This window comes from Xanthomonas sp. XNM01 (assembly GCF_014851915.1).
Classification (GTDB): Bacteria; Pseudomonadota; Gammaproteobacteria; order Xanthomonadales; family Xanthomonadaceae; genus Pseudoxanthomonas.
In genome coordinates, this window is record NZ_JACVAP010000005.1 from 233,395 (window position 1) to 250,703 (window position 17,309).

The following is a 17,309-nucleotide window of genomic DNA, read 5'->3' on the forward strand; positions in this document are numbered from 1 at the left end:
CTCAGGCCTCCGTCGCGCTGTAGGCGGCATCGAAGAACGCCAGCTCCAGGGCGACCGCGCGCTGGAAGAAATCGCGCGCCAGCGCCTCTTCCGCCGGGCCGACCCGGTCCAGTTCCTCGCGCAGGAAGGCGACGAAGTCGCGGAAGAACGGGTTGTCGTGCCGGGTGATCCACTCGGCGTGGATGAAGTTGGACGGCAGCGGCGCCGGCGCGCGCGAGGCCCAGTCCAGGTACAGCCACTCGGCCACGTTCAGCACCGCCAGCGTCGCCGCGTAGGAGCGGGTCGCGGCGGCCTCGCGCATGATCGCCTGGAAGCCGGCGGTCGGCGCGCTGTCGGGGATCGCGGCGCGGCTGGCCGCGTCAACGCCCAGCGCCTCGAACGCGCGCAGGAAATAGGTGTTCTCCTCGCCGCTGACCATGCCCACGAAGCGGCCCAGGCGCAGCCGCGCCTCGAAGCTGTCGCTGCTGGCGATCGCCGCGCCCAGCAGGGTCAGGAAGCTGTCGAGGAAGCGGTGGTCCTGGACCAGATAGGCGGCCATCACCTCGTCGGCGATGCGGCCATCGAGCAGTTCGCGCACGAAGCGGTGTTCGACGGCCTGCGACCAGGTGGGTTCGGTGGACGCGCGCAGCGCCTCGGTGAAGCGGATCGACATCGGAAGGCTCCGGGAACGGGATGCGCGCAGGGCGCGGATGGGCTGGCGCTGCGGGGCATCGTGCTGGCGGGCGTGGGCCGATTGTCGTGCAGCCCGGTGCATGGCGTCCATGCGGCGGCATGGCATCGGGTCGCTGGCCGCGCTCGCCATGCCTGCGGGCCTGGTCGGAATGCGCGCCGTAGCGGGATGCTGCAGGCGCCGGTCGCGTGGCGTGATCGCAGCATCCTCCACGCACCACCGCAGGCCGCCACGACCTGCGTCACGCGGTGCCCGGGAAGCCGGCGCGCCGCATCGGCGATAATCGGCGCATGACTTCGCCATGCAACATCGCCGCGGTCCTGCCGCGGCTGGCCGCCGAGCGGCCCGACCAGCCCGCGATCCGCTGCCCCGGCCGCCGTGCCGCCGGCAGCGGCCTGGCCGCCTACGATGTGGTGCTGAACTACCGTGACCTGGACCTGCGCAGCGACGCGATCGCCGCCGGCCTGGCCCGCCACGGCATCGGCCGCGGCACCCGCACCGTGGTGATGGTGCGGCCCTCGCCGGAGTTCTTCCTGCTGATGTTCGCGCTGTTCAAGGCCGGCGCGGTGCCGGTGCTGGTCGATCCGGGCATCGACAAGCGCGCGCTGAAGCAGTGCCTGGACGAGGCCCGGGCAGAGGCCTTCATCGGCATCCCGCTGGCCCAGTTCGCACGGCGCCTGCTCGGCTGGGCGCGCTCGGCGACGAAGATCGTCGCGGTCGGCGGCCGCTTCGGCTGGGGCGGCACCACGCTGGCGAAGGTCGAACGCGCCGGCGCCGGCGCCGGCCCGCAGCTGGCCGACACCGCGCCGGACGAGGTCGCCGGCATCCTGTTCACCAGCGGCTCGACCGGCGTGCCCAAGGGCGTGGTCTACCGCCACCGGCATTTCGTCGGCCAGATCGAGCTGCTGCGCAACGCCTTCGGCATGCAGCCCGGCGGCGTCGACCTGCCGACGTTTCCGCCGTTCGCGCTGTTCGATCCCGCGCTGGGCCTGACCAGCATCATCCCGGACATGGATCCGACCCGCCCGGCGAAGGCCGAACCGGCGCGCCTGCACGCGGCGATCGCGCGCTTCGGCGTGACCCAGCTGTTCGGCTCGCCAGCGCTGATGCGCGTGCTGGCCGACTACGGACGGCCGCTGCCGACGGTACAGCGCGTGACCTCGGCCGGCGCACCGGTGCCGCCGGATGTGGTCGCGCGGATCCGCGCGCTGCTGCCGGAGGACGCGCAGTTCTGGACGCCGTACGGCGCCACCGAATGCCTGCCGGTGGCGGTGATCGAAGGCCGCGAGCTGGAATCCACCCGCGCCGCCACCGAAGCCGGCGCCGGCACCTGCGTCGGCCGCGCGGTCGCGCCGAACCAGGTGCGCATCATCGCCATCGACGATGCCGCGATCGAGCACTGGAGCGGCGTGCGCGAGCTGCCGGCCGGTCAGGTCGGCGAGATCACCGTCGCCGGGCCGACCGCCACCGACAGCTATTTCGGCCGCGAGCAGGCCACCCGCAACGCCAAGATCCGCGAGACGCTGGCCGACGGCGGCGAGCGCATCGTCCACCGCATGGGCGATGTCGGCTACTTCGATGCCGACGGCCGGCTGTGGTTCTGCGGGCGCAAGACCCACCGCGTCGAAACCGCCGACGGCCCGCTCTATACCGAGCAGGTGGAGCCGGTGTTCAACGTGCATCCGCAGGTGCGGCGTACCGCGCTGGTCGGCATCGGCGACGCCGGTGCGCAGCAGCCCGTGCTGTGCGTGGAGCTGCAGCCCGGCGTGCCGGCGGCGCGCTTCGCCGCGATCGAGGCCGAGCTGCGCGCGCTGGCGGCACCGCACGCGCAGGCCGCGCGCATCGGCCGCTTCCTGCGCCATCCCGCGTTCCCGGTCGACATCCGCCACAACGCCAAGATCGGCCGGGAAAAGCTGGCGGTATGGGCGGCGCGGCAGGCCTGAGCCTGCCATCGCGCCGCTGCGTTCGCCGCATGTCGCGGGGCGCGGCAAGGCGCTTCCGCTGGCCGTGCCCGGCGGTTGCACGCGTCGACGTGCAGGGGCGGCGGCTGCGGGATGTGCGGGGTGCACGCAGCGCCGCTGGCGCGGCCTGGTAAGGAGCGGCCGTTCGTGGTCCGTGGGCGCGGCGGCGCCGGGCTGGACGATGCGCAGGCGAAGCGGCGGGCGGCTCCGTCGCGCGATACCGCGGCTGCATGACCGCTCGCCACCCGGATACGCACCGCACCTGCACTATCATCGGGATTTCCGGCAACACGCCGAAAGCGCCTGCCGATCAGTGGCTTGGAGCACTACCACCCCGGTGTGAGGCGTATCCGCCGGCGGTCCGCTTCGCCATCGACGCCGGCGGCCGGTATCGTGTGCGGCCCTGAAACGCGTGGAGTCGGCAATGCGGATCCTGGTCACCGGTGGCGGCGGTTTCCTCGGCCAGGCCCTGTGCCGCGGCCTGGTCGCGCGCGGGCACGAGGTCGTCAGCTTCAACCGCGGCCACTATCCGGCGCTGGCTGCGCTGGGCGTGGGCCAGGTGCGCGGCGACCTCGCCGATGCCGAGGCGGTCGGGCATGCGGTGGCCGGCGTCGATGCGGTGTTCCACAACGCGGCCAAGGCCGGTGCCTGGGGCAGTTACGACAGCTATTTCCAGGCCAACGTGGTCGGCACCCGCAACGTGATCGCCGCCTGCCGCGCGCACGGCGTGGGCCGGCTGGTCTACACCTCCACGCCCAGCGTGACCCACCGCGCCACCCATCCGGTCGAGGGGCTGGGTGCGGACGAGGTGCCGTACGGCGAGGACTTCCAGGCGCCGTACGCGGCGACCAAGGCGATCGCCGAGCAGGAAGTGCTAGCCGCCAACGACGCCAGTCTGGCGGTGGTCGCGCTGCGTCCGCGCCTGATCTGGGGCCCGGGCGACAACCAGCTGCTGCCACGCCTGGCCGAACGCGCGCACGCCGGCCGCCTGCGGTTCGTCGGCGACGGCAGCAACCGCGTCGACACCACCTTCATCGACAACGCCGCACAGGCGCACTTCGATGCGTTCGAGCACCTGGCGCCGGGCGCGGCCTGCGCCGGCAAGGCCTACTTCATTTCCAACGGCGAGCCGCTGCCGATGCGCGAGCTGCTCAACAAGCTGCTCGGCGCGGTCGGTGCGCCGCCGGTGACGAAAAGCATCTCGTTCGGCACCGCCTATCGCATCGGTGCGGTGTGCGAGCGCCTGTGGCCGCTGCTGCGGCTCAAGGGCGAGCCGCCGATGACGCGCTTCCTGGCCGAGCAGCTGTGCACGCCGCACTGGTACAGCATGGAACCGGCCCGACGCGACTTCGGTTACAGCCCGGCGGTCTCCATCGACGAGGGTCTCACCAAGCTGAAGGCCAGCTGGAAACAGGACTGATCCGTCACCTGGCGTCGATGGCCGGATGCGCAAGATGGCTCCCGTACCGCGCGATCAGGCGCACTACACAGGGAGTTCCACCATGCTGCACTACGCCGTCGTCTTCTTCGTCATCGCGATCATTGCCGGTCTGCTGGGTTTCAGCGGCATCGCGGGCACCGCGTCCAGCATCGCCTGGATCCTGTTCGTCGTGTTCCTGATCCTGGGCGCGATCTCGCTGCTGCGCGGACGAAAGGTCTGACGCCGCCACGCGCGGACCGGTCCAGCCACGGGCGCGTTCATCGCGCCCGTGGCGTTTCCGGCGTCCGGCACCCGGCGGCGCGCCGTACGCCCTAGAATGCGCGCATGCCTTCGCCCTTCGATGCCCTCAAGCCGCTTGCCGGCCGCGCCCTGGAACGGGCGCTCAACCGCGCGCTGACCCTCGATCCCGACGTCCAGGCCGGCCTGGTGCCGCTGGACGGTCGCCGCGTTTCGCTCGCCCTCGAGGCGCCCGCGCTGGCGCTGGAGATCCGCGTCGCCAATGGCTACCTGCAGGTCGGCCCGCCGCTGGGCGAGGCCGATCTCGCTGTGCGCGGCACCATCGGCGGACTGCTCGGCCAGCTGCCCTTCGTGGCAGCCGCCCGTGCCCGCAGCAATGGTGCGCCGACCGGCCGCCTGAACATCTCCGGCGATGCCGATCTGGCGCGTCGCCTGCAGCAGCTGGCCAGCCGCTTCGACCCGGACTGGCAGCAGCCCTTCGTCGAGGTGTTCGGCGAAGTGATCGGCGTGCAGGTCGCGCGTGCGGTCGCCACCGGCCTGCGCCAGGCCCGCGACACCGCCGGCGCGCTGGCCCGCAACGCGGCCGAATTCGTCACCGAGGAATCGCGCGACGTGGTCCCGCGCGGCGAGCTGGCCGCCTTCCACGATGACGTCGATGCGATCCGCGACGACGTCGAGCGCCTGGCCGCGCGCGTGAACCGGCTGGCCGCGCGTGGAGCCGGCGCATGAAGGCGGCGTTGCGCGCATGGCGCATCGGGCGGGTGGTCCTGCGCTACCGCCTCGACGCGCTGGTCGACGGCACCCCGGCCGAACGCTGGCTGGCGCTGGCGCGGCCGTTCGTACCGCGCGCATCGGCCGACGTCGCCGCGCAGTCGCGCGGTGCGCGTCTGCGCCTGGCGCTGCAGGAACTGGGCCCGATCTTCGTCAAGTTCGGCCAGATCCTCTCCACCCGCCGCGACCTGGTGCCGCCGGACGTGGCCGAGGAGCTGGCCCTGCTGCAGGACCAGGTCAAGCCGTTCGACGGGCAGGCCGCGCGCGCCATCGTCGAGGAGGCGCTGGGTCGCCGCATCGACGAGGCCTTCGTCGCGTTCGACACGGTGCCGCTGGCGTCGGCGTCGATCGCGCAGGTGCATGCGGCGACGCTGCCGGACGGACGCGAGGTCGTGGTCAAGGTGCTGCGCCCGGACATCGAGCGCAAGATCGCCTCGGACATCGCCCTGCTGCGCTCGCTGGCCTCGCTGGTCGACCGCACCCATCCGCGCGCCGACAAGATCCGCCCGCACGCGGTGGTCGACGAGATCGAGACCACGCTGGCGGCCGAGCTGGACCTGCAGCGCGAGGGCGCCAACGCCAGCGTGATGCGCCGCTTCTGGCAGGACTCGCCGGACATGTACGTGCCGGAGGTGTACTGGAGCCACACCGCAGAGCGCGCGCTGACGATGGAACGCGTCAGCGGCATTCCGTCCGACGACATCGCCGCGCTGGACGCGGCCGGCATCGACCGCAAGGTGCTGGCGGCCAAGGGCGTGCGCGTGTTCTACACGCAGGTGTTCCGCGACAACTTCTTCCACGCCGATGCGCACGCCGGCAACATCTGGGTCGACGCCGACCCGGCGCGCCGCCACGATCCGCGCTTCATCGCGCTGGATTTCGGCATCGTCGGCCAGCTCTCGTCCGAGGACCAGTACTACCTCGCCGAGAATTTCATGGCGATCTTCAACAAGGATTACCGGCGCATCGCCGAGCTGCACGTGCAGGCCGGCTGGATGCCGCCGACGGTGCGCATCGACGAGCTGGAAGCGGCCACGCGCGCGGTCTGCGAGCCGTACTTCACCCGCCCGCTCAGCGAGATCTCGCTGGCCGAGGTGCTGGTCAAGCTGTTCCGCACCGCGCAGCGCTACCAGCTGACCCTGCAGCCGCAGCTGATCCTGCTGCAGAAGACCCTGCTCAACATCGAGGGCGTCGGCCGCCAGCTCGACCCGCGCCTGGACATCTGGGCGGTGGCGCGGCCGGTGCTCGAGCGCATCCTGCGCGAGCGCTACAGCCCGCGGCGCCTGCTGAAGGAACTGCGCTACCGGCTGCCGGAGATCGTCACCCAGGCGCCGGACATGCCGCGCCTGGTCCACCAGTGGCTGCAGCAGCAGGTCGAGGGCCGCCACCAGATGGCGATCCGCTCGGCCGACCTGGCCGAAGTCGCGCGCACGCTGCAGGTGATGCAGCGGCGGTCGGTCGCCGCGATCCTCGGCAGCGGCCTGCTGATCGTCGCTGCGGTGCTGTTCGCGCTGGAAGCGGGCGGCCCGAGCCTGCTGTCGATCCCGGCCGCGTCGTGGATCGCGGGCCTGGGCGGCATCTGGGCGATCCTGGCCGCGATTCCGCGGCGCTGACATGGGCACGACCGAGGCGATCGATGCCGATGCCGCGTCGGCCGTGATGCTGCCGGCCGTGGTCACGCTGCAGCCGCTCGATCCGGCGCGGTTGCCGTTGTTCGCCCGGCTCTGGCAGTTCTATCTGTACGAGGCCTCGGGCCGCGATGCGCTGGAGCTCGATGCCGACGGCCGCTTCGACTGGGACGAGGCGCTGTTCACCGGCATCGCCCACGGCGACGGTGGCGAGCATGATGCCGATGCCTGGCTGATCGAGTGCGAAGGCCAGGTGGCCGGCCTGCTGGTGACGATGCAGGTGCAGCTGGCCGGCGCTCCGATCCGCGAGTTCGCCGATCTCTACGTGTTGCCGCGCTTCCGCGGCCGTGGCGTCGCCAGCGCGGTGATCCAGCAGGTGATCATCGAGGGCGACCTGGATGCCTGGCTGGTCGCGGTGTTCCGCAACGATCCCAATGCCCTGGCGTTCTGGCAGCGCACGTTCGTACGCATGCCCTTCGCGGCGTGGCGGGACGTGGAGCCGTCGGAGCTACCCGACTTCCACGAGTTCGTCGTCGACACCGCAGCGTCGCGGCCGCGTTGACGCCGCTGCGCCTGCCGCGCGTCGGCCGTGCATCCGCTCACATGAAAACGGCCGGCCCATGCGGGGCCGGCCGTTCCTTCTTCATGCAGCCCTGGATGGACTCAAGGCGTGGACGCGGGTGCGTCCTTCGCCGCGGCCTGCTTCGCGAAGTCGCCAGCCAGGAACACGCTCAGCGTCTCCGGCGTGATGTGGCGGGTGATCGCGGTGTTGACCTGTTCGACGGACAGCCCGGCAATGCGCTGCTCGTAGTCGCTGGTCCACTGCATCGTGCGGTCCAGGTACAGGTCGCGGCGCAGCGTGCCGGCCACGTTGCCGTCGCCGGCGCGCGCGTTGGCGTAGGCGGTCAGCAGGCCATCCTTGGCGTTGGCCAGTTCTTCGGCGGTGATGCCCTGGGCAACGAAGCGCTCCAGCTCCTCGCGCATCGCCGTTTCCAGCCGGGCCATGTTCTCCGGCGCGGCGCTGGCCTGGATCAGCAGCGAGCTGTCGTCGTCCAGGTCGTCCACGCCGATCCGGCTGCCGACGCCGTAGCTCAGCCCTTCCTTCTGGCGGATCCGGTTGCCCAGGCGCGAGGCCATGCCGCCACCGCCGAACACATGGTTGGCCACGGCCAGTGCGGCGGCGTCCGGATGGTCGGCGTTGAGCGCGAAGTTGCTGCGCGACAGCAGCACCGCGTTGGCCTTGTCCGGCGTCTCGAACGAGGCGCGGGTCGCGGCGACGGCGTGGTAATGGGTGGGGATGCGCGCGAACGGCCGCGGCGCCTTCCAGTCGGCGAACAGCGACTGCAGCACCGGCTTCAACGCGGCCGGATCGATGTCGCCGACGATGGCGATTTCGCCGTCCGCGGTGCCGTAGAAGTCCTGGTGGAAGCGGCGCACATCCTCCAGCCGGATCGCCTTGATGGCGGCAAGCTGTTCGTCCAGCGAGCGGAACGCATACGGATGCCCGGCCGGCCAGCGGTCGAAGTGCTTCTGCATCGCCTCGCTGGCGAAACGCGACGGCTCCTGGCGGTTGGCTTCCAGGCCGGTGATGGCCTGGGTCCGCAGCTGCTCGAATTCGGCCTCGGGAAAGGCCGGATTGCGCAGCACGTCGGCGGCCAGGGTCAGCACTTCGACCAGGTTCGCGCCGGGTGCGGTCAGCGAGATCGACGCGTACTGGTTGCCGCCGCTGATGCCGATCTGCGCCTTGAGGTCGTCGAAGCGCTTGTCGATCTGTTCGCGGCTCATGCTGCGGCTGCCGCGCATCAGCAGGCTGCCGACGTAGCCGGCCGCATCGGTCCGGCCGGTGATGCCGGCCTCGTCGCCGAAGCGGAACATCAGCGTGGCCGTGGCCATCCCGCCGCGGGTCTTCTTCGGCAGCAGCGCCACCTTGAGCCCGTCGCCAATGGTCAGCGTCTCGGTGCGCGCCTGGATGTTGGCCGGCGTGGGGTCGAATGCCTCGCCGGCGCTGATCGCCGCACGCCCGGTATAACCGTCCACGAGACTGGCGACGCTGGGCGCGGTGCCGATCCCGGCGCGGCGCGGCTCCGGTGTCGGGATGAAGCGGGCGAGGGTGCGGTTGGACGGCAGCAGGTAGGCCTGCGCGACCCGGTTGACGTCAGCGGTGCTGACCTTCGCCAGCGCATCGCGCTGGATGAACCACAGCCGCCAGTCGCCGGCGGCGATCGCCTCCGACAGCGAGGTCGCCACCCGGTTGACGTCGTTGAAGGCCAGCTCCAGCGCATTGCCGATCCGCTGCCTGGACGCATCGACCTCGGCGTCGGTGAACGGCGCCGCCGCCAGGCCCTCGACCTGCGCGAGCAGCACTTCTTCCGCCTGCGCCGGCTCGCTGCCCTGTGCGGGCACGGTCATGAACACGGCCAGCCCCGGCTCGACGAAACTGTCGACGCTGCCGCCGCCACCGGCGGCCAGCTTGGTTTCCACCAGCGCCTTGTGCAGGCGGCCGCTCGGCGTGTGGCCCATGATCTCGGCCAGTACCTTCAGCGGCGCGTTGTCCGGATGGGACGCGGCGGGCACGTGGTAGGCCAGCCCGACCAGGTTGAGGTCGCCGACCCGGCGCACGTTGATCTCGCGCTCGCCGTCCTGGACCGGCTCGACCGTGTAGCGCACCGGCAGGGTGCGGGCGGGGCGCTCGAGCTTGCCGAAATGGCGCTGGACCATGCCCAGCACCTGGCCCGGGTCGAAGCGGCCGGCGACGATCACCGTCGCGTTGTCCGGCTGGTACCAGGTGCGGTAGAAGGCCTGCAGCCGCTCGATCGGCACGTTCTCCACGTCGGCGCGGTTGCCGATGGTGCTCTTGCCGTAGCTGTGCCACAGGTAGGCCTGCGAGCGCAGGCGCTGCATGAAGACGCGGCTGGGGTTGTTCTCGCCGATCTCCATCTCGTTGCGGACCACGGTCATCTCGCTGTCGAGGTCGCTCCTGGCGATGTGCGAATTGACCATGCGGTCCGCCTCCAGCGCCAGCAGCCAGTCCAGGGTCTGGTCGTTGGCCGGGAACGAACCGAAGTAGTTGGTCCGGTCCAGCCAGGTGGTGCCGTTGTAGCTGATGCCCCGCTTCTTGAACTCCTCGGGGATGTTGGCCACCGTCGGCGTGCCCTTGAACACCAGGTGCTCGAGCAGATGCGCCATGCCGGTCTCGCCGTAGTTCTCGTCGGCCGAACCGACGCCGTAGACCACGTTGACGGTCACCGTCGGTTTGGTCGGGTCGGGGAACAGCAGCACGCGCAGCCCGTTGCCGAGCGTGTACTCGCTGATGCCTTCGACGCTGGCGCCTGCGCTGACGCCTTTGGGCAGGGCCGGCGCGGCGTCGCCCGGTGCTGGAACGGCCAGCGTCAGCGACAGCGCGAATGCGAGAATGAGGCGTCTGGGGATCATCCTTGGTCTCCTTTTGTGGTGTTGGCTCCGGCTCTCCGCCGGAACGTTCGAGTGTCGCAGATGCAGCCACGGGCTGCAGCAGGAGCAGGACGATGCAGTTGCCGGTGGTGTACGCGGACCAATGGCTGGCGGTGGTCGACAAGCCCGCCGGATTGATGGTGCACGACAGCGTGCTGGCCGCCGACGAGACCGACTTCGCCGCCGACCGCCTGCGCGAACAGTTCGATCGTCCGATCCATCTGGTCCATCGGCTCGACCGTGCCACCAGCGGCTGCCTGCTGCTGGCCTTCGACCGCGACACCGCGTCCGCACTGGGCAAGGCGGTGATGGCGCACCAGCTGGACAAGCGCTACCTCGCGATCTGCCGTGGCTGGCCGGACGAGGCGTTCGAGATCGACCATCCGCTCGATGGCGGCCCCGGCAAGCCGGTCAAGAAGCCGGCGATCACCCGCTTCCGGCGGCTGGCCACGGGCGAGCTGCCGATCCCCTCCACCGGCTTCGAGACCTCGCGCTACGCGCTGGTCGAGTGCATGCCGCAGACCGGCCGCTTCCGCCAGATCCGCCGCCATCTCAAGCACGCCTCGCACCACATGATCGGCGACACCAGCCATGGCGACGGGCGTCACAACCGGGCCTTCCGCATGCTCGGCGTGCACCGCATGCTGCTGCACGCGTGGACGCTGGGCTTTCCGCACCCGCAGACCGGCGCCACGGTGCGCGTCACCGCGCCGCCGGCGGACGAGTTCGCCAAGGCGATGGCGCTCTTCGGCTGGGCGCTGTAGCCACCAGCGCGACGCGATCCGGTCTGCAGGCAGGCGGATGCGTCGGCCGCGAACCGGCCGCGCCTGTGCGGGCGGCCCGCCGCTGCCATCGCAGGCGCAGTCGTTGTCCGGTGGCCGGCAGCGGTGAGGGCCGTGCCGCCGACGCGCGTCGCCTCAGTGCGCGTGCCCGTCGTGCGCGTCGCCGGTCTTCCTGAGCAGCTGTTCCAGCTCGGGCTGCACGGTCAGGGTGACCGCCTCCATGATGTTGCGCATCAGCGTGCCCTGCGCGGCGATCACGCGCTGGCCGGCCGGGCTCTCGTAGAACGTGATCATCGCCGCCACGTCCTCGGCGCTGTAGGTGCGCCGGTAGATGTCCAGGTACATCGGCAGCATCCGTTCCCAGGCCATGATCCTGCGGATGTCGGCCTGGGTGCTGGCCATCTCGCGCTCGGCGGCGGCGATCCGCTCGGGCGAGGCGTCATCGGGAATGGCGCGCAGCGCCAGGTCGCGCTGCATCTGCTCGAACTGCGGGATGAAGGCCTGGTACTCCTGCTCGACCCGGGTCAGCTCGAACAGGCGCTGCAGCTGGGCATCGGTAGGCGCGGCGGCATGCAGCGGAGCGCAGGCGCAGAACGCGAGCAGCAGGGCGGCGAGGCGGAGTCCGATCATGGGCAGGGTGCCTCCGTGCGTGGAGATGCCTCCATGCTAGCCGATGGCGTGAGCCGACCGGCCGTCACGCATGCCGATGCCGCCGCTCCATTAGAATCCGCCGCATGTCCGCCGACGTCATCACCGTCTCGCCCAGCCTGGCCATTCCCGAATCGGAACTGGTCGAGCGTTTCGTGCGCGCCAGCGGCGCCGGTGGGCAGAACGTCAACAAGGTGTCGACCGCGGTCGAGCTGCGCTTCGACATCGCCGGCTCGCCGACGCTGCCCGAGCCGCTGCGCGAGCGCCTGCTGGCCCGCCGCGACCGGCGGGTGACCGCCGAAGGCGTGCTGGTGATCGATGCGCAGCGCTTCCGCACCCAGGACCGCAACCGCCAGGACGCGCGCGAGCGGCTGGCCGGCTTCATCGCCGCCGGCCTGGCCGTGCCCAAGCCGCGCATCGCCAGCAAACCCACGCGCGCGTCCAAGCAGCGCCGCCTGCAGGGCAAGCGCGAGCGCGGCGAGATCAAGCGCGGGCGCGGCACCCGCGACTGGGACTGAGCCCGCATGCCGCACCGCGCCCCGCTGCTGCCCGCCATCCCGCCCAACATGCCGCAGGTGCGGCGCAACCGCTTCACCCGCTGGCTCGGCCGCACCGTGCTGCGCCTGGGCGGCTGGCGCGTGGTCGGCACGCTTCCCGACGTGCCCAGGCTGGTGCTGATCGCCGCGCCGCATTCGTCCAACTGGGATGGCATCTGGGGCATGGCGGCCAAGATGGCGCTGGGCTTCGATGCGCGCGTGCTGGGCAAGGCCTCGCTGTTCTGGTGGCCGCTGGGGCCGCTGCTGCGCGCGCTCGGCGTGATTCCGGTGGACCGCACCCGCGCGCAGGGCGTGGTCGACCAGGCGGTGGAGCTGTTCCAGCACTCGGAGCGGCTGTGGTTCGCGCTGGCACCGGAGGGTACGCGCAAGCCGGTCGAGCACTGGAAGGCCGGCTTCTGGAAGATCGCCTCGCGTGCGCAGGTGCCGGTGCTGATGGCGTACTTCCACTACCCGGAAAAGATCATGGGCCTCGGTCCGCTGTTCCACACCGGCCCGGACATGCAGGCCGACATGGCCGCCATCCGCGCCTGGTACCGGCCGTGGATGGGCCGCAACCGGGGGACGGTCTGACATGCAGCTCGCCCTGGTCTGGTTCCGCGACGATCTGCGCCTGGACGACAACCCGGCGCTGCGCGCCGCGGTCGAGCGCGACTACCTGCCGTTGCCGGTCTACGTGCACGCGCCGCAGGAAGAAGGCGAGTGGGCGCCCGGTGCCGCCTCCGATGCCTGGCGGCGGCACGCGCTGACGCGCCTGGATGCCGCGCTGCGCGCACGCGGCTCGCAGCTGCTGGTGCTGCAGGGCGACAGCCTGAGCTGCCTGCAGCAGCTGGCGGACCGGGTAGGTGCGGAAGCGGTGTTCTGGAACCGCCGCTACGAGCCGGCCATCGAACAGCGCGACACCACCATCAAGCGCACGCTGCGCCAGTCCGGCCTGCATGCGGAGAGCTTCAACGGCGCCTTGCTGTTCGAACCCTGGGAACTGGCGACGAAGCAGGGCGATCCGTACAAGGTGTTCACCCCGTACTGGAAGACCGCGCGCGCCTCATGGCGCACGCCGCGGCTGTGGGACGCCCCCGACCGGCTGCCGTCGCCCGCCGCGCTCGACCTGCCGGAAAGCACGACGATCGATGCCATCCTGCCCGCGCCGTCGCCGGCGTGGGACAGCGGCTTCTGGCAGCGCTTCACGCCGGGCGAGGAGGGCGCGCGCGCCGCGCTGTCACGGTTCGTCGAGGATGTGCTGACCGGCTACGACGCCAGCCGCGACGTCCCGTCGGTCCGCGGCACCTCGCGGCTGTCGCCGCACCTGCATTTCGGCGAACTGTCGCCGGGCCGCGCGGCCGCCGCGGTGCTGGAGGCCGGCGACGCGATTCCCGACGCCGACCGCGACCGCTTCCTGGCCGAGCTGGGCTGGCGCGAGTTCGCCCATCACGTGCTGCACCATTTTCCGCGCGTGCCCACGCAGAACCTCAACCCGCGCTTCGACGATTTCCCGTGGGCCAGCGTCGACCCGGCCGCGCTGCAGACCTGGCAGCAGGGGCGCACCGGCGTGCCGATCGTCGATGCCGGCATGCGCGAGCTGTGGCACACCGGCTGGATGCACAACCGCATCCGCATGGTCGTGGCCAGCTGGCTGACCAAGCACATGCGCCTGCACTGGGAGCACGGCGCGCGCTGGTTCTGGGACACCCTGGTCGACGCCAACCTCGCCAACAACACCCAGGGCTGGCAGTGGACCGCCGGCACCGGTGCCGATGCCGCGCCGTATTTCCGCGTGTTCAATCCGGTCAGCCAGGCGCAGAAGTTCGATGCCGCAGGCGACTACATCGCGCGCTGGGTGCCGGAGCTTGCGAAGCTGCCGGCCAAGGCCCGGATGGCGCCCTGGGAGCACGCCGACCTGCTGCGCCGGCTGGCGCCGGACTACCCGCGCAGGCCGATGGTCGACCTGGCCGAAGGCCGCAAGGGCGCGCTGGATGCCTTCGCCGCGTTGAAGGCCGACGCCGCGCGTTGACGCCTGACAGCGCCGGGCGGTCCGGTGCCTGCGAGCGCATGCCACGCGTCGCGGCCGGCCCATGCCTGCACCCGGTCCGGCAGCCGCTGCGCGGCCACCAGGGGCGCCATCATCGCCGAGCGGGGCGGCGCCGGAAGATGTATCCCGCCGCGGCTGCGTGCATGCGCGGCGGCTGGCGGCTGCCGCCGCACGCCAGCTCAGCCCGTGCGTGGTCGCGCCACCCGGTAACCGAGCAGCGCGGACGGGATGTAGGCGCAGGCGAGATCCAGCACGACGAACCACGCCGGTGCGGGGATCATCCCGGCCGCCATCACCCCGCCGGCGAGGAAGAACACGCCGACGGTCAGCGCGACCGCGGGCCGGTGCCGTGCCGCGATGCGCACGGCGACGCACGCGCCCGCGAACGTACCCAGCGCATGAGCGAGGAACGGGAACAGGAAGTGGCGCGGCTGCAGCGACGGCAACGCGGCGCCGATGCCCTGCGCCGTCTGCATGTCCGCGCCGGGCGGCACCGGTATCAGCAGGCCACCCAGCAGGATCAGGCCCATGTTCACCGCACTGCCGACGATCAGGCCCAGCACGACCGCCAGAACCGCTCTCAGGATCGACATCCGCTTGCTCCCCGGACAGACCGCATGGGTGGCGCCACTCGCGCAGGAAGAGGGGCGGCGCTCACCGGCACGCTACGCTGCGTCGCAACGGCGGACAAGCGGGTTGAAGAATCGGCTGGGACCAGGCGGGGTGCGAGTGCGGCCGGCCCGGACCCGCGGCTCAAGGCCGCGGCTCTGAACACGAATTCCCGTTCGAACAGCACCCGGCCGTCCGCGCTGCAGGGCGTGGCCTGGCGCATGTCCTCCCCGTCCACACTGTCGTGCATCCGGTAGAGGATGTACTGCGGGAAATAGTGCCCGTCGCCCGGATCCAGCGTGATCCCGTAGGACGTGCTGCCGACGTTCTCGCCGGCGATGCCGCCGGGATTGCCGTCGGTGACCGGTTCGGACGTCTGGCTGGTGCATTGCAGCGCCTGCCCGTCCCTGGCGCCCCGGTAGTCGAACTCGACGCCGACCCAGGTGCAGGGCAGCCGCCGGCCGTCGAACGTGTAGCGGCCCTGGCCGGTCACCAGCACCTCGGTGGTGGTGGGCTGGCAGACCCAGCCGCCGCTGTCGCCGCGTGGCGATGGCGTACCGCTGCAGATCAGGCCGGTGCGCACGTTGGACGCCTCGATCGCGGCCACCGGCAGCGGCGCGACCAGGAGCGGGGCGATCAATGGAAGACGCATGCACCTCTCTCGCCCGGTGTGATGGATGGAGCGCTGTCGCAGGGAACGACGCATCGATACCGGCAGGCCGCAGCGCGTCGCCGGTGCGACGCCGTGGGTGGCTGCCTTGGTGCCACGAGGCTCGCGCTGGCATGTCATCCCCACGGCGCGCCCGCGGACGATCTGCGACTCAGAGGGGCCGTGCATCCGTACGGCAGCGGCCATCCAGACGGATGTTGCTGAGCACGGCGTCGTTGGGATGGACGTACTTGAACTCGAGCGTCACGAACACCTGCGTTCCGCGCGCGCCGGGATACTGGAGCCCGCAGTAGGTCCAGGCGAGCGGGGCGCTGAGCGTGGGGTGTCCCAGCTGCTGCTCCACCTGCTGCCTGGTCATGCCCTGCCGCACGCCATGACCAAGATCGGGCCGGCTGGCATCGGCGCGGCCGTAGGCGTCGATCTTCGGATACAGCCCTGCGATGACGACGGACGATTCCCTGGAGACCGCGAATGTGGCGTGCAGCCTGGCGTAATGCAGCCACGTCGCGCCGGATGTCTCGGCCACATCGTCCGCCGGTCCGAGGCTGCGCACGAGTTCGGTCTTCGACATCCCGACATAGGCATGAACCGGCCCCTCGCTGCCGTCCGCCGGCCGGACCGGATCGGTGGCGCACGAGGACAAGGCCATCATGGCGAGCACCGCAGCCCCTGCGATGCCTGCGGCCCTGCTGGCCATCTTCGGCATTCCCATTCCCACCCCCTGAACTCCTTGCTGCAGACGCGCGCGGCCGCCTTCGCTCTGCGCCACCGGCCGGCCATGCAGGCCATCGTGCAGCGTCGCGCGATGTCGGCCACCCGATCGATGCCGGTCACGGCACGCGGACGGCATCCACATTCAAGACCGATGGATCGGGAGCGGACTGCGCGGCTAGTCATCGCCCGGCGGCACCGCCTCCGCCGGGTCGGCCAGCCGGAATGCATCGCCGTTGCTGGCGATCAGCATCCCGGTGCCCATGCTGCGCAGCTGCCACTGCCAGGTGTCGTACGGCGTCCGTAGCGTGCCCTGCGCGACGCACGGGCCGTAGAGGAAGAAATCGTGCTCCTGGCGCGCGGACACGACGATCGCCTTGTCGAGGAAGGCACGTACCTGGTCGGCGGTGACTACGAACGCCGCACAGTGCTCATGCGCCGGTCCGATGCCGGACTGCTCGACGACTATCTCGCTCACCGGTCCGATCGGGCTGGCGGCGGCGGGGGCACAGGCCAGGACCAGTGCGGCGCCGAGTGCAGGCAAGTGGATCGAACAGCGGAACAGCATGGCGCTCCTCATCATCGGCAGGTGCAGTGTGACGCGTGTCTTTCCGGCTGGATCCGTGACGCGCGGCGCGGCGATGCCGGTATCCACGCAGTCACAGGACATGCCTGGCCAGCATCGCGCCGAGCACGAGTACCGCGCCACCGATGGTCGCGACATCGGCCTGCCGCCAATGGCCGAACGCAAGCAGCGCAAAGCCACCGGCGCCGGCCAGGTCGCGCAGGAGCAGCCCGTAGAACACGAAATCGACGAGCCTCGCCGCCGCGAACAGCATGAGCATCGCCGTCAACACACCGCGTCTTGTCGCCATCCCGGGCTCCATCTCCATCTCGATCAGGGCATGCCATCCACAAGCCCCAGGCTGCCGCACGCGATGCAGGTCGCCGCCAGAGGCGCATGGTGTCGAAGTATAGGGCGGCGTGCGGCGGTTTCGCGCAGGAACGGATCCGTCCCGCGCGGCTTGAATGATGAGATGGACTCCTCCCGCGTCGCCACACGGCCTCGCGGGCCACACTGAAGCTTGCGGGTTTCAGTCACGGGATCACGAGAGGAGTCCACGCCATGCATGCTACGACCGTTGCGA

General features: G+C 71.1%; 18 protein-coding genes. 10 read left to right on the forward strand and 8 right to left on the reverse strand.

Translation table 11 applies throughout. The features are described 5' to 3' along the window. Position 1 precedes the first annotated feature (1 nt). On the reverse strand, positions 2–652 hold the full coding sequence (locus tag IB242_RS17725) for a TenA family protein (protein WP_192282670.1): 651 nt from the start codon (positions 650–652) through the stop codon (positions 2–4). Between the two features lie 308 nt (positions 653–960). Here IB242_RS17725 and oleC point away from each other — a divergent pair, with 308 nt between their 5' ends. The 6 genes from oleC (at position 961) to IB242_RS17755 (ending at position 7,270) form a co-directional block, all read left to right on the forward strand. Then, on the forward strand, positions 961–2,613 hold the full coding sequence (oleC, locus tag IB242_RS17730) for an olefin beta-lactone synthetase (protein ID WP_192282672.1): 1,653 nt from the start codon (positions 961–963) through the stop codon (positions 2,611–2,613). A gap of 442 nt (positions 2,614–3,055) precedes the next feature. Further along, entirely contained in the window at positions 3,056–4,051 is a 996-nt protein-coding gene (gene oleD / locus IB242_RS17735) for a 2-alkyl-3-oxoalkanoate reductase (protein ID WP_192282674.1), read from the forward strand. Between the two features lie 82 nt (positions 4,052–4,133). Continuing rightward, positions 4,134–4,292 carry a DUF1328 domain-containing protein gene (locus tag IB242_RS17740; protein WP_192282676.1) on the forward strand — a complete coding sequence of 53 codons (159 nt, stop codon included), beginning with the start codon at positions 4,134–4,136 and terminating at the stop codon, positions 4,290–4,292. 104 nt (positions 4,293–4,396) lie between these two features. Further along, positions 4,397–5,038 carry an SCP2 sterol-binding domain-containing protein gene (locus IB242_RS17745; RefSeq protein ID WP_192282677.1) on the forward strand — a complete coding sequence of 214 codons (642 nt, stop codon included), beginning with the start codon at positions 4,397–4,399 and terminating at the stop codon, positions 5,036–5,038. After that, complete coding sequence (gene ubiB / locus IB242_RS17750) at positions 5,035–6,693, forward strand: ubiquinone biosynthesis regulatory protein kinase UbiB (RefSeq protein ID WP_192282679.1); 1,659 nt, start codon at positions 5,035–5,037, stop codon at positions 6,691–6,693. Before IB242_RS17745 ends, ubiB begins: the two co-directional genes overlap by 4 nt. A gap of 1 nt (position 6,694) precedes the next feature. Beyond that, complete coding sequence (locus tag IB242_RS17755) at positions 6,695–7,270, forward strand: GNAT family N-acetyltransferase (RefSeq protein ID WP_192282681.1); 576 nt, start codon at positions 6,695–6,697, stop codon at positions 7,268–7,270. Positions 7,271–7,371: 101 nt separating this feature from the next. Here the strand turns inward: IB242_RS17755 and IB242_RS17760 are convergent, their stop codons facing one another. Then, on the reverse strand, positions 7,372–10,140 hold the full coding sequence (locus tag IB242_RS17760) for a pitrilysin family protein (RefSeq protein WP_192282683.1): 2,769 nt from the start codon (positions 10,138–10,140) through the stop codon (positions 7,372–7,374). Positions 10,141–10,232: 92 nt separating this feature from the next. Between IB242_RS17760 and IB242_RS17765 the strand changes: the two genes are divergently transcribed. Next, complete coding sequence (locus IB242_RS17765) at positions 10,233–10,922, forward strand: pseudouridine synthase (protein ID WP_192282685.1); 690 nt, start codon at positions 10,233–10,235, stop codon at positions 10,920–10,922. Between the two features lie 153 nt (positions 10,923–11,075). Here IB242_RS17765 and IB242_RS17770 read toward each other — a convergent pair whose 3' ends face one another. Then, positions 11,076–11,570: a DUF2059 domain-containing protein gene (locus IB242_RS17770; RefSeq protein ID WP_192282687.1), complete on the reverse strand. Its 495-nt coding sequence runs from the start codon at positions 11,568–11,570 to the stop codon at positions 11,076–11,078. A 104-nt stretch (positions 11,571–11,674) separates the two neighbouring features. Here IB242_RS17770 and arfB point away from each other — a divergent pair, with 104 nt between their 5' ends. The 3 genes from arfB to IB242_RS17785 are packed head-to-tail and all read left to right on the forward strand — an operon-like array spanning position 11,675 to position 14,153. Next, positions 11,675–12,106: an alternative ribosome rescue aminoacyl-tRNA hydrolase ArfB gene (gene arfB, locus IB242_RS17775; protein ID WP_192282689.1), complete on the forward strand. Its 432-nt coding sequence runs from the start codon at positions 11,675–11,677 to the stop codon at positions 12,104–12,106. Positions 12,107–12,112: 6 nt separating this feature from the next. Beyond that, a complete protein-coding gene (locus tag IB242_RS17780; RefSeq protein ID WP_192282690.1) occupies positions 12,113–12,715 on the forward strand; it encodes a lysophospholipid acyltransferase family protein in 603 nt (200 codons plus the stop codon). Between the two features lies 1 nt (position 12,716). Next, positions 12,717–14,153, forward strand: a complete 1,437-nt coding sequence (locus IB242_RS17785; RefSeq protein WP_192282692.1) for a deoxyribodipyrimidine photo-lyase — start codon at positions 12,717–12,719, stop codon at positions 14,151–14,153. A gap of 197 nt (positions 14,154–14,350) precedes the next feature. Here the strand turns inward: IB242_RS17785 and IB242_RS17790 are convergent, their stop codons facing one another. The 5 genes from IB242_RS17790 to IB242_RS17810 all read right to left on the reverse strand — a co-directional run bounded on the left by IB242_RS17790 (position 14,351) and on the right by IB242_RS17810 (position 17,054). After that, positions 14,351–14,764 (reverse strand): hypothetical protein, encoded by a 414-nt coding sequence (locus IB242_RS17790; protein WP_192282694.1) that lies wholly within the window; start codon positions 14,762–14,764, stop codon positions 14,351–14,353. Beyond that, positions 14,752–15,420, reverse strand: coding sequence for a hypothetical protein (locus tag IB242_RS17795; RefSeq protein ID WP_192282696.1), 669 nt, complete (start codon positions 15,418–15,420; stop codon positions 14,752–14,754). The genes IB242_RS17790 and IB242_RS17795 overlap by 13 nt, the downstream gene beginning before the upstream one ends. 181 nt (positions 15,421–15,601) lie before the next feature. After that, a complete protein-coding gene (locus IB242_RS17800) occupies positions 15,602–16,306 on the reverse strand; it encodes a hypothetical protein (RefSeq protein ID WP_192282698.1) in 705 nt (234 codons plus the stop codon). Positions 16,307–16,339: 33 nt separating this feature from the next. Next, entirely contained in the window at positions 16,340–16,639 is a 300-nt protein-coding gene (locus IB242_RS17805; protein WP_225540811.1) for a hypothetical protein, read from the reverse strand. A 181-nt stretch (positions 16,640–16,820) separates the two neighbouring features. After that, positions 16,821–17,054 carry a hypothetical protein gene (locus tag IB242_RS17810; RefSeq protein WP_192282702.1) on the reverse strand — a complete coding sequence of 78 codons (234 nt, stop codon included), beginning with the start codon at positions 17,052–17,054 and terminating at the stop codon, positions 16,821–16,823. Positions 17,055–17,309: the final 255 nt, after the last annotated feature.

What these genes read in the sequence shown, in the direction of transcription:
- IB242_RS17760 (WP_192282683.1), bottom strand. Translation starts at nt 10,140, where the DNA reads ATGATCCCCAGACGCCTCATTCTCGCATTCGCGCTGTCGCTGACGCTG.
- arfB (WP_192282689.1), top strand. Translation starts at nt 11,675, where the DNA reads ATGTCCGCCGACGTCATCACCGTCTCGCCCAGCCTGGCCATTCCCGAA.
- IB242_RS17810 (WP_192282702.1), bottom strand. Translation starts at nt 17,054, where the DNA reads ATGGAGATGGAGCCCGGGATGGCGACAAGACGCGGTGTGTTGACGGCG.
- oleC (WP_192282672.1), top strand. Translation starts at nt 961, where the DNA reads ATGACTTCGCCATGCAACATCGCCGCGGTCCTGCCGCGGCTGGCCGCC.
- ubiB (WP_192282679.1), top strand. Translation starts at nt 5,035, where the DNA reads ATGAAGGCGGCGTTGCGCGCATGGCGCATCGGGCGGGTGGTCCTGCGC.
- IB242_RS17755 (WP_192282681.1), top strand. Translation starts at nt 6,695, where the DNA reads ATGGGCACGACCGAGGCGATCGATGCCGATGCCGCGTCGGCCGTGATG.
- IB242_RS17790 (WP_192282694.1), bottom strand. Translation starts at nt 14,764, where the DNA reads ATGTCGATCCTGAGAGCGGTTCTGGCGGTCGTGCTGGGCCTGATCGTC.
- IB242_RS17780 (WP_192282690.1), top strand. Translation starts at nt 12,113, where the DNA reads ATGCCGCACCGCGCCCCGCTGCTGCCCGCCATCCCGCCCAACATGCCG.
- IB242_RS17770 (WP_192282687.1), bottom strand. Translation starts at nt 11,570, where the DNA reads ATGATCGGACTCCGCCTCGCCGCCCTGCTGCTCGCGTTCTGCGCCTGC.
- IB242_RS17765 (WP_192282685.1), top strand. Translation starts at nt 10,233, where the DNA reads ATGCAGTTGCCGGTGGTGTACGCGGACCAATGGCTGGCGGTGGTCGAC.
- IB242_RS17785 (WP_192282692.1), top strand. Translation starts at nt 12,717, where the DNA reads ATGCAGCTCGCCCTGGTCTGGTTCCGCGACGATCTGCGCCTGGACGAC.
- oleD (WP_192282674.1), top strand. Translation starts at nt 3,056, where the DNA reads ATGCGGATCCTGGTCACCGGTGGCGGCGGTTTCCTCGGCCAGGCCCTG.
- IB242_RS17740 (WP_192282676.1), top strand. Translation starts at nt 4,134, where the DNA reads ATGCTGCACTACGCCGTCGTCTTCTTCGTCATCGCGATCATTGCCGGT.
- IB242_RS17800 (WP_192282698.1), bottom strand. Translation starts at nt 16,306, where the DNA reads ATGTGGATGCCGTCCGCGTGCCGTGACCGGCATCGATCGGGTGGCCGA.
- IB242_RS17745 (WP_192282677.1), top strand. Translation starts at nt 4,397, where the DNA reads ATGCCTTCGCCCTTCGATGCCCTCAAGCCGCTTGCCGGCCGCGCCCTG.
- IB242_RS17725 (WP_192282670.1), bottom strand. Translation starts at nt 652, where the DNA reads ATGTCGATCCGCTTCACCGAGGCGCTGCGCGCGTCCACCGAACCCACC.